The organism is Salinicoccus sp. Marseille-QA3875 (genome assembly GCF_054950095.1).
On the sequence record NZ_CM143103.1, the window covers coordinates 834,183 to 845,986 of the forward strand.

Genomic DNA, 11,804 nt, shown 5'->3' on the forward strand with positions numbered 1-11,804 from the left:
TCGATATGTGGAATTAATCATCTTTCATGACTTCTTTCAATTTATCCGAGTTATCCCACATTTCAGGGTTATGATCCATTAAAAACTTCTTCAATGAACTTCTGCTCTTCTGATCCATGTCATCGATGATGATGTGGCCTTTCATGGAACGGTCCATCTGGTTGACGTGCTCATGCATCATCTTGTAGCCGCGCTTTTTCGTCTTATTGATCATCTCATAACATGAAGTGACACCTTCATAGACTGGACCGTCCTTCGTTCTTTCAACTGTCACCCAGACCAGCCAGAACTCTCTTTGGCCTTCGCCTTTAGGTTCCTCTATATCGTTGACCCATTTAACACGTCTTTCGACATCAGCCCGTCCGTGCAGTCCGCCGATATCGATGAAAGTTTCCTGTGTATCAATATCGATATAGACAGGAGCGACGTTTTCTACACTGATCGCTCCGAAATTCTGACCTTTGTGCCCTGTCAGAGGGTCGTCTTTAATAATATTAAACTGAAAACCTGGTTTCTTTTTGCTGGAATCATTCGACATTTTATCCTGCTCCTATGCTAATTGATTCAAAATATTTATTATTTCACCTTTAATCTCAGGGTCCTTTATCGCTAATATTTTCTCTTTTGGATAATACAGCTTCGACTCCATACGATGAACGCCTGTAATGGAATGGATGATTGCAGACTGGCTGCTGATCTCCCGCAGTTCTCCGTCATTTTTTTGGAGATGGATCGGTTTACGATTATTGTTTGTGCCGGGACGGTCATAATCATATGGTAAATCTGAAAATGAATCGCTGAAAAAATAATATTCCGGGTCGATGCCTGCTTTTTTAAACAAGTCTTCCAATTCACTTTTCGTAATATAAGAACCGTCGAATGGCAAATACTTGAACAGTTCCCTGTTTACAAAACGGTTGGACAGATCTGATAATATCTCGTCATCCTCATTGATCCATTCCTGCAGATAGAAATTGACCACCATTTCATCCAGCCTCAGATAATCATGAACGGTGACATTCTCTTCGAAGAAAGGTATGAAGTACTTTGGCGCCTGTTTAAATGTATGACCATTTTCATGTAAATACTTGGCCCGTCTCAAAGCGAGATTCAAAAGTACTTCCCCGCCCCGTGAAACGGGATGGAAATATACCTGCCAGTACATCTGATAGCGGCTCATCAAATAATCTTCGACCGCATGCATGCCGCTTTCTTTTATGATGACTTCTTCTTTTGCCGGACGCATGACGCGTAATATCCTCTCCATATCAAACCGTCCGTAACTGACACCTGTATAGTAGGAATCGCGCTGAAGATAGTCCATACGGTCCGCATCTATCTGACTGGATATCATACTGATGACAAGCTTGTTTTCATGTGTCTGATCAATCACCTTTGCCACCTCAAGAGGAAAATCGGGACTGACCCGTTTCAGCACATCATTGACATCGGTATCACCTAATATGATTTTACGGGTATACTCCTCGTGATCAGTATGGAATATTTTCTCAAAGCAATGGGAGAACGGCCCGTGACCGAGGTCATGCAGCAGAGCTGAAGCCAGGGCCAGCAGACGGTCATCTTCCTCCCACTCTTCATACTCCTTGAAGTTTTCCGTCATGCGCCTCACAATCTCATACACTCCAAGTGAGTGGTTGAAACGCGTGTGTTCAGCAGAATGAAAGGCCAAGTATAATGTACCCAGCTGTTTTATCCTGCGGAGGCGCTGAAATTCTCTTGTTTTTATAAGATCCCATATCAACTGGTCCCGTACATGGACATACCGGTGAACAGGGTCTTTGAACACCTTTTCTTCCACAAGCTGTTTTTTTGAATATGGTAATTCAGTCAACATAAACCATGCCCCCTCCACTCTCAATTCCATATTATCATAAGTCATATTACTAAGTACAAAACACCGGCCTGTATAACGATCATACATAAAAATATACGGCAGATGGATTTATCCTCTGCCGTATATTTCACATATTTTATTCGTTGGATGTTTTCTTATCGCTTTTTTTATTTCTCACTTCTTCTTCCTGTTCGAAATCTTTTTTTATTTCCTCGCTTGGCGGCTGATCAGGCGGCACCTGCTCTTTGAATTCATCTTCTTTCACTTTCTTTTTCTTATCTAGTTCCTGCTCTTCTTCACGGGTCGTCATCCGTCTATGCTCATCGTTTTTATTGTCCATGCATTATAACCCCCCTCTTTATGGTACCAATTCCCATTTCATATAGGGGGTTAAACTAAATTTCCGGTTTTTCTTCAGATCTGCCGTAAACAAAATGATAGATCACCATGGCAATAAGTATCGATATTACGAGCAGCTGGTACAATCCGCCGTAACCGACAAAAGGGACGATCATCCCAAGGAAAAATGGTCCGAATCCAAGGCCGATTTCCAGCATGATGAAAAATGTGGATGTAGCAAGACCCACGTTTTCTTTCTTCGCAATATTGACACAGAGTGCTTGTGCGACAGACTGGAAGTTACCAAATCCGAGGCCGATTAAAAAACCTGCAAACAGCAGTACAATACCTGCTCCGGCATTGCCCATCACGAAAAATCCGGCAGCCATCAAAATAAATGCAGGGTATTGAATGACATTGGCGCCAAAACTATCCAGTATCTTCCCTGTGACCGGTCTCGTGAGCAGAATAGCCGCCGAGTAAACCAGGAAGAACATACTGGCTGCAGTAACAAGATCTACCTCTATGGCATACAGATTCAGGAATGATAATACTGCAGAATAGGCAATCCCCATAAACAGTACTACCGTACCCATCGGGAGCACCTCTCTGTCAATCATGACAAACTTCGCTCTCTCCGCTCCTTCAGGTCTTACCGTGTTGTTTATTTTAATGAATGGCAGCAGGAATGAAATTACGAGGACAATAATTCCGATATAGATCAACATCGTATTAAAACTGATATATTCCGATAGTAGAAATGACAGAAAAGGACCGACTGCGGATCCCAGCACCATGCTCAGACTGAAATGGCTGATACCTTCGCCGCGTCTTTCAGGCGGGACCGAAATGGTTGCAAGCGTGTTGAGAGAGGTGCTGATGATTCCCGTCGCCAGACCATTCAATAATCTGACAGCTATTAAAAAGTAGAGGCCCCCGTCTATGAAGTATAAGATATAAGTGGCGAAAAACAGCAATGTACCGATGTACATTATTTTCTGTGCGCCCATGTTGTTGATCTGGTATCCCGACAGCGCACGGCCGATCAGCACCCCGACGATGAATATACTTGCGACGAACCCTGCTATACTGGGTGCAGCATCATATTTCTCGATAGAAACGCTACCTATGGTCACAAGGGTGGAATACATTGAAAACATCACTATAAAATGAAATATGAATATGACTGCAAATTCTTTTGTCCATATCTTTCCCTTGTGTCTGCTTTTGGACAAGACACCCTCTCCTTTCAAAACCAATTATAAAAACCAGTGACGAAATGTCACTGGCTGTTGCTTGAAAATATTTCCAGGTCTTTATCCCCCCGGACTTTTTCATTACGTTTAATCATGCGCTGAATATACTGTTCATATTTGTCCGAGTACTCAGACGGCAGATCGTAAGTCACACCAGGATTGATATTCAATACACTGAGAAATTTGTTGAGCACATCTTCTACCGTCCAGTTTTTATCCAGTAATTCGTTCAGTGATGCCATCACTTCCGGCTGAATCAAAGGATATTCAAACTTCGTCTCAGAGTCCTTTTTAGCATGACGGTAAAATTCTTTCATGATTTCTGCACGGGACGCACCAGATCCGGATACCGAAAGATAAATCTGCACGGCCACACCGTTTTTAATGCGTCTCTGGGATACTCCCGCGAACTTTTTACCGTCGATACTGAGATCATAGCTTCCCGGACAATAACTCCCGTTAATCTCATACGCTTTGACGTCGGCCTCCCCGAGTGCGGCACCGACCAGGTCGAGCATCAGATCATAGCCCTCATCGATAAGAGGTGATTTACCCTTCTCCACGATCAAAGATACATTTAAGATGCCGTCATCCAGAACCACACCGAGTCCCCCACTGTTTCTGACTATATAGTCATAACCGATTGAGGATAAGTAAGACAGTCCATCTTCCAGATGCGGCAGTCTGGCATCATGCAGGCCCAATATGACAAACGGATCATGTACCCAGGCACGAAACTTGAGCGAATGGTCTTCGCCCGCTATTTCCTGCAGGACATCATCCATAGCAAATGAATGATAAGGATGAGCAGTCTCTGATGCCGGTATATAATCCCATTGTTCGTTGAATAATTTATTCATTTTCGTTTTTGATGGCGAGTGCCTGTGTGGCTGTGAATAATGCCAGATTAAAGACTTCATCTGTCGTACAGCCTCGTGAAAGGTCGTTTACCGGCTGGTTGAGCCCTTGCAGAATCGGTCCGTACGCTTCAAATCCACCCAGTCTCTGAGCGATCTTATAACCGATGTTCCCCGCTTCCAAAGTAGGGAAAATAAAGACATTCGCATTTCCTTTTATTTCTGAATCCGGTGCTTTTTTCTCTGCAACACTTGGAACAAATGCCGCATCAAATTGGAATTCACCGTCTATCGGCACTTCAGGCATCTTGTCTTTCGCGTATTGTGCCGCTGTTCTTATACGTTCTGTCTCTTCTGTTTTTGCAGAACCGTGTGTCGAGAAGCTGAGCAGTGCGACAACAGGGTCCACATTGAAACTTTGAGCCGTCTTGGCAGTTTCAACCGCTACTTCAGAAAGCTCTTCAGCATTTAGTACCGGGTTGATTGCACAGTCGCCCATTACGTATAGCTCATCTTCACGAAGCATAAAGAATATCCCGCTTGTACGGGACACACCCGGCTTGGTCTTGATGATCTGCAATGCCGGACGGACTGTATTCGGTGTAGAATGCATCGCACCTGAAACAAGGCCATCTGCTTTATTGGTATAGACAAGCATTGTGCCAAAGTAATTAACATCGTTCAGGATTTCTTCAGCCTGCTCTTTTGTGACTTTACCATTTCTTCTTTCAACAAAAGCATCTACCAGTTCTTCTTTGTCATTACAGTCTACAGGGTTTATGATTTCCAGATTTTCTATATCCAACGACTCTTTTTCAGCCAGTTCTATAATTTCATTTTCATTTCCTAATACAATGGGGTGAACATAAGATGTTTTGTTCAATTCAATTGCAGCTGTCAAAATTCGAAGGTCAATACCTTCAGGAAAAACTACTCTTACATTTTTTCCATCTAAGTTCGCTTTTAGTTCATCTAAAAATTGACTCATAGTTTCCTCCTTGAAAAGCCTATATACGAAATAATTATACCTTTTCTGTCACATGATTTCATCCCTAAATCCTTTTAAAACGTTTTCAGATAGAGTAATATAGATATGATAACAATTAAAAAGAGAGGTTTTTTAAGATGAGTGAAGCTGTTTCAACGTTAGATGGATGGTGGAGTTTACATTTATTATATAATGTTGACTGGACATCTTTAAGATTACTTGAAGACTCGGAGAAAGATCAATTGATCGGTGAGCTGCAATCATTCCTGGACCGTCAGGAAGAGGTTCATAAAAATAAAGAAGGCAGTTATTCATTTTATAATGTCACCGGTCAGAAAGCAGACCTGATACTCTGGATGCTTCGTCCGACAGTTGATGAACTGAACAAGCTGGAACTTGAATTCAATAAGCTCGGTATCAGTGATTTTCTGATTCCGTCCTATTCATATGTATCTGTAGTGGAAATGAGCAGTTACCTGGCGAAAGATTCCGACGAAGACCCATACGAAAACCCTTATATAAAAGGACGTCTGTATCCTGAAGTGCCGAAATCCAAATACATCTGTTTCTATCCGATGGATAAAAAACGCGATCTGGATGACAACTGGTATATGCTTCCGATAGAAGACAGAAAGCGTCTGATGAGAGATCACGGCATGATCGGCCGCCAGTATGCGGGCAAAGTAAAACAGTTCATCACAGGTTCACAGGGACTGGATGAGTACGAGTGGGCAGTCACTTTATTCTCAGACGATATGCTTGAATTCAAGAAAATCATCTATGAGATGAGATTTGATGAAACATCTGCACGCTATGGAGTATTCGGAGACTTTTTCGTAGGCGTACACTTGCCGACTCCGGAATTACCAGAGTTTTTCAAATAGTATATACATGTTTGAACACCACCAGAATCGGCTATAGTGAAATGCTCGATTAAACTAACTGAAAGGGTGTTTATATGGGGAGATTAATTAGAAGACTCGCTATAATTGTTGCGCCTATAATCATTAAAAAGATATTCAATAAGAATAAATCTGATAAAAGACGTTAATGAGAAGCCTGCTGAGTTATGATTTCGAATAACCGGCAGGCTTTTTATAATTGTTTGACACCCCTTGATATGGGCTATAACTTATTAATATACCAATTTTCAGGGGGATTTTATATGTCTCGAATTATTCGCAGACTCGCATGGATTCTGATTCCGATGGCGATTCGGAGAGCCACACGCGGCAAAGGTAAAAAATAATATATGGACAAAGCGGTTTGTCAATATCGATAAAAATCGTAAACGGGGAAAGTATATGTTGACTGGAAACAAACAAAAAAGAATGATCCTCATCTTTACAGGATCAGTCACGTCTATCGTAGCTCTTTCTTTATTGATTGTCGGTTTCATCTTCTTAATTTCTGAAGGCGAACTATTTGGATTGGCAATCATTTTATTCGGCCTGGTTTCAATTTGGTTTGCACTGAGGGAATTTAAGGAGTATCATCAACTAAAGATAGAAGCAGAAGAAGCACAGAATCAGAGTGATAATACACAAAATAAGTCCGACTAAATGAGTATTTTATCCAAGTTCCGAGAAATGGTTTGAATTATTTTTAATATTCACTTACTATTCAATTATAACCGGTAATTAAATATAACTTGAATTTAGGCGAATTAACCCATATATATTGAAGGAGGTAATTCTAATGGCATTTGTAATCACACAACCATGTATGAGCGAAAAAGCAGGCGATTGCGTTGACGTTTGTCCTGTTGACTGTATAGAACCGGGTAAAGACCAGTACTATATCGATCCGGATATCTGTATCGACTGCGGAGCGTGCGTCACAGTCTGCCCGGTGGATGCAATCATCGAAGAATATGATATGACACCAGAGGACGAACCATTCCTGGAAAAAGCAAAACAGTTCTACGGATTAGCATAAAATATTGCAATACTTATGACCAAACCCCATCGCGGGTTTGGTTTTTTTATGGTGATTTTCTTGAAGTTTTGATCTTCCCCCGACATCGTTTTTGCGCCATGTCGGGAAAACCCCGCTGCCCCGACATCGTTTTTGTGCCATGTCGGGAGAACACCGCTGCCCCGACATCGTTTTTGCGCCATGTCGGGAGAACACCGCTGCCCCGACATCGTTTTCAAGCCATGTCGGGAGAACGCCTCAGAACACAAAAAAGCCACGGCAGGCATCTCCCGGACACCGACGTGGCTCTGAATATAATTATATTTTCACAATACCGATAATTACCATTACCCAGGCTGCCAAAAACAGTACGCCGCCTATCGGTGTAATCGCACCGAGTATTGAAATTCCTGACACAGCAAGTACATATAGCGAACCGCTGAAAAAGATGATGCCCGCAAACATTAACCAACCGGCAACATTCATCGGTATGTCAGTCATTCCAATCAAAATTCCTATCGCAATGAGTCCCATCGCATGGAACATCTGATACTGCACTGCAGTTTCCCAGACGGCTATATAATGATCTGATATTTTACCTTCCAGTCCATGTGCGCCAAAAGCACCCAGTGCAACTGATATGAATGCATTAATCGCACCTAGTATAACAAATAATTTCATCAATAATTGCTCCTTTTATTAAAAATCGAAGATCGAATCATTTTTACTTTTATCGTCGGAAGGGTCATTCCCTTTCTCCCGGCCGCCCATCAATTCAAGCATTTTCTCATCTTTCTCCGTAATGACAGGTTTTTCATTTTCTTCGTTCTCAACAGTTCTGCTTTTAACTGCCGGTTTATATCCTTGCAAAACACCGACCAGTGTCTCGAGCGCATAAAGATGTTTTTCAAATTCATGCGGCAGACTTGAAACTTCAAGCATATGCAGCTCGGACTTGATCTGATTTATGATCTGCTGTTTCATTCCCGCTCACTCCAATCCACCATCGCACGGCCGTGCTCTTTCAAATACGCATTCGTCCGGCTGTATGGTTTTGAACCGAAAAACCCCCGGTATGCCGATAAAGGGCTTGGATGAACGGACTTTATTACAAGATGTTTCGAAGTGTCTATCAGTGCCTCTTTTTTCTGTGCAGGTTTACCCCACAAGATGAATACTACATTTTCCAGTTCTTCCGATACCACTTCAATCACGCTGTCCGTAAATTGCTCCCAGCCGAGTCCTCTATGGGAGTTTGCTTCGTTAGCATCCACGGTCAGTACCGTGTTGAGCAATAAAACACCCTGGCCTGCCCAGTCTTTTAAGCTGCCGCCGGTCCGTTTTATATTCAAATCGTCTTCCAGTTCCTTATACATGTTCCGAAGGGACGGCGGTATTTTTATTCCCTCATTGACAGAAAATGCAAGGCCGTGGGACTGGCCTTCTCCGTGATAAGGGTCCTGCCCCAGTATGACCACTCTCACATTCTCGAATGAAGTCAGCTCAAATGCCGTATAGATTTCTTCCCTTGGCGGGAATACTCTGCCGTTTTTATATTTATCATTCAACACTTCTTCCAATGTGCTGAAGTCGTGTTTTTTCTTTATTTTTTGAAATACGTCTGTCCATTCCATTTGATCACCTCTCACAAAATTTTATTATACCATTCAAGTAAGCAATGCTCTAGAATTACAGAGTCAAATATAGTAAAATATCATTATTAATCTATAGTAGGAAAAGAGGAACTTTTATGAGGCTTCAAAAAACTCTAACGATCGCAGGTACAGATGTCAGCGGAGGCGCAGGCATAGCTGCAGATTTAAAAACATTCCAGGAATATGAAACATATGGAATGTCTGTGATCGTAACGACTGTGACAATGGACCCGGAAACGTGGTCACACAGAGTATTCCCTACAGCTTTAGAAGTTGTAGACTCACAATTAGAAACTGCTTTGTCGCTGTCACCGGACGCTATCAAAACTGGCATGCTCCCGTCTGAAGAAGTGATTGAAAGGGCAAAAGATGCCTTTTTGAACAGTGATGCAAAAGCATTCGTCATCGACCCGGTCATGGTATGTAAAGGTGATGATGAAGTTTTAAATCCCGGACTTGTGGATGCAATGGTAGAACATCTGATTCCACATGCAACAATTGTCACACCGAATCTGGTCGAGGCGGGTCACCTGACCGGCCGTAAAACACCTAAGACTCTGGAGGAAGTGAAACAATGTGCGGAGTCCATTATAAATATGGGTACCAAACACGTCATCATTAAAGGCGGTACAGGCATCGACGGTGACAAAGCAGTTGATGTATACTATGATGGTGAAGAATTCCATCTGATAAAATCGGATAAGATCGATGCATCCTTCAATCACGGTGCCGGCTGTACGTTTGCTTCGGCAATTACGGCCAATATCGCCAAAGGCAAAACACCTCTCGAAGCAGTTCAAAATGCGAAAGCTTTCGTCACATCGGCGATTAAAAACGGCTGGAAAATGAATGAGCATGTCGGGGTTGTCAGACATGGCGCTGCAAACACCGTAGAAGAAGTACAAGTAAATGATGAACAGATATAAATGGGAGATAGTCTGACTATCTCTTTTCAAATGTAAAAGTAGGAGTGGCATGTGAATGGAGAAAATCGACCGCGATAAAGTACAGGAAGTGTTGAATCAATACCAGAATCAACCTGTTTATGTACACGTTGAAATAACGAGTGGCGTGTATGCAAACCATTTAAATGAAGAATTCTTTAATGTCGGCACGTTCATGCGGAATGTCCAAGTCGAATTTGTCCAGGGCGCAATCAGAGGCGGTAGGGACGGTGAGTACCGTGTAGGTTTGAAGTTGGTTAACGGCGGCTGGATTTACGTCCTTGGTCTGACACATTATGTTATAAATGAAAACAATGAATTCATCCTGCATGGTTTTGACCATGACGGGAAAATGGCAAGTGCACTAGAAATATCCGCTGATGAATTTTTCAAATAGGAGGAAATTAAGATGGAAAAAGAAAGACATGTTTTAGTTGTCTTCCCTCACCCCGATGATGAGGCATTCGGTGTTTCCGGAACAATCATGAAATATCTTGATTCTGGAGTTCCGGTGACATATGCCTGTCTGACATTTGGTGATATGGGACGGAGTCTGGGTTATCCTCCATTTGCAACGAGAGAATCACTGCATGATATCAGAAAGCAGGAAGTCGAAAAAAGTGCTAAAATAATGGGGCTGTCCGATTTAAGGCTGCTCGGTTACAGAGATAAGACACTGGAGTTTGAACCGCCTGGTCATATGGCTTCAGTAATGAAAGATTTGATTGATGAATTGAATCCTTCCACTATCATATCTTTTTACCCCGGATATTCTGTACACCCCGACCATGAGGCTACTGCTGATGCTGTAGTGGATGCGGTCACGGAAATGAGCCCCGGGGACAGGCCGAAATTACAACTGGTCGCTTTTGATAAAAACACGTTGGAGGATCTCGGCGAACCTGATATCATTAACGATATTACAGGATATGAAGATAGAAAAGAACAGGTCATGGCAGCACACATCTCACAGACAGGGCCTTTATTAAAAAGACTTGCAGCTGAGACGGTAGATGGCCAGGAAACAAGAGAAGCATATTTAAAACTGGAGCAATTTTACAGTTATGATATAAATTAAGGAGATTGTTATGGAAGAGTTGGATTTAACGACACGAGAAGGTCGTTTTAAACATTTTGGTTCTGTTGACCCTGTTAAAGGTACAAAACCGACAGAAAAAGCCGAAATGGCTGATCTTCAAAATTCTAAAAAAGATTTTTTATTCGCAGTAGAGTCTGTAGGTATAAATAATTTGAGTTATCCTGTAGTAATTGGTGATTATCAATCCGTTGGTAACTTTGAACTCGCGACAAGTTTACGGCGTGATGAAAAAGGCGTTAACATGAGCCGCCTTCTGGAAGCGTTGGAGACTGAAAACAATAATGGTGTCACACTTGATTTTGAATCATTGGAACAGGTACTTCTTGTACTCCGTGACCGCATGCGTCAGGAAAATGCCGAAGTGACAGCTGACGGCAAATGGTACTTTTCAAAACCGAGTCCGGAAACGAACTTACACGGTATCGCACATGCAGATGTAAAATATTCACTTGCATTGAACGAAACCGGTCTGACAAGAAAGCAATTCGGCATGACAGCCATGGTTACGACACTTTGTCCTTGCTCAAAAGAAATCAGTGAATACGGCGCACACAACCAGCGTGGCTATGTGAAAGTCATGATTGATGTAGATCCGAATGTGGAAATACCTGAAAACCATAAAGAAATCGTTTATGAATTATTGGAAATAAATGCATCAAGCCAGCTGTACCCTATCCTCAAGAGAACTGACGAGAAAATGGTTACTGAACGCGCTTATGAAAATCCGCGTTTCGTAGAAGACCTGATTCGTCTGATCGCTTATGATATTGCAGAGCTTGACTGGGTAAAAGGTTTTGAACTTGAGTGCCGCAACGAAGAAAGTATCCACCAGCACGATGCATTCAGCAGAATGACTTATCAGAAATAACAAAAAGACATCCGATGGATGTCTTT

16 protein-coding genes are annotated in these 11,804 nt (G+C 42.3%); 7 read left to right on the plus strand and 9 right to left on the minus strand.

Annotated features, from left to right (window positions below):
* Positions 1 to 13: 13 nt before the first annotated feature.
* The 6 genes from ACY8DT_RS04340 to pta all read right to left on the minus strand — a co-directional run bounded on the left by ACY8DT_RS04340 (position 14) and on the right by pta (position 5,295).
* Positions 14 to 538, minus strand: a complete 525-nt coding sequence (locus ACY8DT_RS04340) for a YwhD family protein (RefSeq protein WP_462421708.1) — start codon at positions 536 to 538, stop codon at positions 14 to 16.
* Positions 539 to 550: 12 nt separating this feature from the next.
* Positions 551 to 1,855, minus strand: coding sequence for an HD domain-containing protein (locus tag ACY8DT_RS04345; protein WP_462421709.1), 1,305 nt, complete (start codon positions 1,853 to 1,855; stop codon positions 551 to 553).
* Positions 1,856 to 1,991: 136 nt separating this feature from the next.
* Entirely contained in the window at positions 1,992 to 2,195 is a 204-nt protein-coding gene (locus tag ACY8DT_RS04350) for a hypothetical protein (RefSeq protein WP_462421710.1), read from the minus strand.
* A gap of 55 nt (positions 2,196 to 2,250) precedes the next feature.
* Positions 2,251 to 3,429: an MFS transporter gene (locus ACY8DT_RS04355; RefSeq protein ID WP_462421711.1), complete on the minus strand. Its 1,179-nt coding sequence runs from the start codon at positions 3,427 to 3,429 to the stop codon at positions 2,251 to 2,253.
* 47 nt (positions 3,430 to 3,476) lie between these two features.
* A complete protein-coding gene (locus tag ACY8DT_RS04360) occupies positions 3,477 to 4,310 on the minus strand; it encodes a lipoate--protein ligase family protein (protein WP_462421712.1) in 834 nt (277 codons plus the stop codon).
* Entirely contained in the window at positions 4,303 to 5,295 is a 993-nt protein-coding gene (gene pta, locus ACY8DT_RS04365; RefSeq protein WP_462421713.1) for a phosphate acetyltransferase, read from the minus strand. Before pta ends, ACY8DT_RS04360 begins: the two co-directional genes overlap by 8 nt.
* Before the next feature lie 137 nt (positions 5,296 to 5,432).
* Here pta and hemQ point away from each other — a divergent pair, with 137 nt between their 5' ends.
* The 3 genes from hemQ (at position 5,433) to ACY8DT_RS04380 (ending at position 7,233) form a co-directional block, all read left to right on the plus strand.
* Complete coding sequence (gene hemQ, locus ACY8DT_RS04370; RefSeq protein ID WP_462421714.1) at positions 5,433 to 6,179, plus strand: hydrogen peroxide-dependent heme synthase; 747 nt, start codon at positions 5,433 to 5,435, stop codon at positions 6,177 to 6,179.
* A 420-nt stretch (positions 6,180 to 6,599) separates the two neighbouring features.
* The gene (locus ACY8DT_RS04375; RefSeq protein WP_462421715.1) at positions 6,600 to 6,857 is read left to right on the plus strand and encodes a hypothetical protein; all 258 of its coding nucleotides are present in this window, start codon (positions 6,600 to 6,602) and stop codon (positions 6,855 to 6,857) included.
* A gap of 136 nt (positions 6,858 to 6,993) precedes the next feature.
* Positions 6,994 to 7,233, plus strand: a complete 240-nt coding sequence (locus ACY8DT_RS04380) for a DUF362 domain-containing protein (protein ID WP_462421716.1) — start codon at positions 6,994 to 6,996, stop codon at positions 7,231 to 7,233.
* A gap of 297 nt (positions 7,234 to 7,530) precedes the next feature.
* Here ACY8DT_RS04380 and ACY8DT_RS04385 read toward each other — a convergent pair whose 3' ends face one another.
* From ACY8DT_RS04385 to ACY8DT_RS04395, 3 genes are read right to left on the minus strand one after another with little or no spacing between them, the layout of a single operon-like run.
* Complete coding sequence (locus ACY8DT_RS04385; protein WP_462421717.1) at positions 7,531 to 7,893, minus strand: DUF423 domain-containing protein; 363 nt, start codon at positions 7,891 to 7,893, stop codon at positions 7,531 to 7,533.
* Positions 7,894 to 7,911: 18 nt separating this feature from the next.
* The gene (locus ACY8DT_RS04390; protein ID WP_462421718.1) at positions 7,912 to 8,196 is read right to left on the minus strand and encodes a DUF5327 family protein; all 285 of its coding nucleotides are present in this window, start codon (positions 8,194 to 8,196) and stop codon (positions 7,912 to 7,914) included.
* The gene (locus ACY8DT_RS04395; protein ID WP_462421719.1) at positions 8,193 to 8,846 is read right to left on the minus strand and encodes a uracil-DNA glycosylase; all 654 of its coding nucleotides are present in this window, start codon (positions 8,844 to 8,846) and stop codon (positions 8,193 to 8,195) included. Before ACY8DT_RS04395 ends, ACY8DT_RS04390 begins: the two co-directional genes overlap by 4 nt.
* Positions 8,847 to 8,962: 116 nt before the next feature.
* Between ACY8DT_RS04395 and thiD the strand changes: the two genes are divergently transcribed.
* From thiD to folE2, 4 genes are read left to right on the plus strand one after another with little or no spacing between them, the layout of a single operon-like run.
* Positions 8,963 to 9,793 (plus strand): bifunctional hydroxymethylpyrimidine kinase/phosphomethylpyrimidine kinase, encoded by an 831-nt coding sequence (gene thiD / locus ACY8DT_RS04400; protein WP_462421720.1) that lies wholly within the window; start codon positions 8,963 to 8,965, stop codon positions 9,791 to 9,793.
* Positions 9,794 to 9,848: 55 nt separating this feature from the next.
* Positions 9,849 to 10,208, plus strand: a complete 360-nt coding sequence (locus ACY8DT_RS04405) for a DUF1806 family protein (RefSeq protein ID WP_462421721.1) — start codon at positions 9,849 to 9,851, stop codon at positions 10,206 to 10,208.
* A 12-nt stretch (positions 10,209 to 10,220) separates the two neighbouring features.
* Complete coding sequence (bshB2, locus tag ACY8DT_RS04410) at positions 10,221 to 10,889, plus strand: bacillithiol biosynthesis deacetylase BshB2 (protein ID WP_462421722.1); 669 nt, start codon at positions 10,221 to 10,223, stop codon at positions 10,887 to 10,889.
* Positions 10,890 to 10,899: 10 nt separating this feature from the next.
* Positions 10,900 to 11,778 (plus strand): GTP cyclohydrolase FolE2, encoded by an 879-nt coding sequence (gene folE2, locus ACY8DT_RS04415; RefSeq protein WP_462421723.1) that lies wholly within the window; start codon positions 10,900 to 10,902, stop codon positions 11,776 to 11,778.
* The last annotated feature ends 26 nt before the right edge of the window (positions 11,779 to 11,804 follow it).

Excerpts from the sequence above, each read along its gene's own strand:
- hemQ (WP_462421714.1), top strand. The coding sequence starts at position 5,433 with ATGAGTGAAGCTGTTTCAACGTTAGATGGATGGTGGAGTTTACATTTA.
- ACY8DT_RS04385 (WP_462421717.1), bottom strand. The coding sequence starts at position 7,893 with ATGAAATTATTTGTTATACTAGGTGCGATTAATGCATTCATATCAGTT.
- ACY8DT_RS04340 (WP_462421708.1), bottom strand. The coding sequence starts at position 538 with ATGTCGAATGATTCCAGCAAAAAGAAACCAGGTTTTCAGTTTAATATT.
- ACY8DT_RS04350 (WP_462421710.1), bottom strand. The coding sequence starts at position 2,195 with ATGGACAATAAAAACGATGAGCATAGACGGATGACGACCCGTGAAGAA.
- ACY8DT_RS04395 (WP_462421719.1), bottom strand. The coding sequence starts at position 8,846 with ATGGAATGGACAGACGTATTTCAAAAAATAAAGAAAAAACACGACTTC.
- bshB2 (WP_462421722.1), top strand. The coding sequence starts at position 10,221 with ATGGAAAAAGAAAGACATGTTTTAGTTGTCTTCCCTCACCCCGATGAT.
- ACY8DT_RS04375 (WP_462421715.1), top strand. The coding sequence starts at position 6,600 with ATGTTGACTGGAAACAAACAAAAAAGAATGATCCTCATCTTTACAGGA.
- pta (WP_462421713.1), bottom strand. The coding sequence starts at position 5,295 with ATGAGTCAATTTTTAGATGAACTAAAAGCGAACTTAGATGGAAAAAAT.
- thiD (WP_462421720.1), top strand. The coding sequence starts at position 8,963 with ATGAGGCTTCAAAAAACTCTAACGATCGCAGGTACAGATGTCAGCGGA.
- ACY8DT_RS04380 (WP_462421716.1), top strand. The coding sequence starts at position 6,994 with ATGGCATTTGTAATCACACAACCATGTATGAGCGAAAAAGCAGGCGAT.
- ACY8DT_RS04345 (WP_462421709.1), bottom strand. The coding sequence starts at position 1,855 with ATGTTGACTGAATTACCATATTCAAAAAAACAGCTTGTGGAAGAAAAG.
- folE2 (WP_462421723.1), top strand. The coding sequence starts at position 10,900 with ATGGAAGAGTTGGATTTAACGACACGAGAAGGTCGTTTTAAACATTTT.
- ACY8DT_RS04390 (WP_462421718.1), bottom strand. The coding sequence starts at position 8,196 with ATGAAACAGCAGATCATAAATCAGATCAAGTCCGAGCTGCATATGCTT.
- ACY8DT_RS04405 (WP_462421721.1), top strand. The coding sequence starts at position 9,849 with ATGGAGAAAATCGACCGCGATAAAGTACAGGAAGTGTTGAATCAATAC.
- ACY8DT_RS04360 (WP_462421712.1), bottom strand. The coding sequence starts at position 4,310 with ATGAATAAATTATTCAACGAACAATGGGATTATATACCGGCATCAGAG.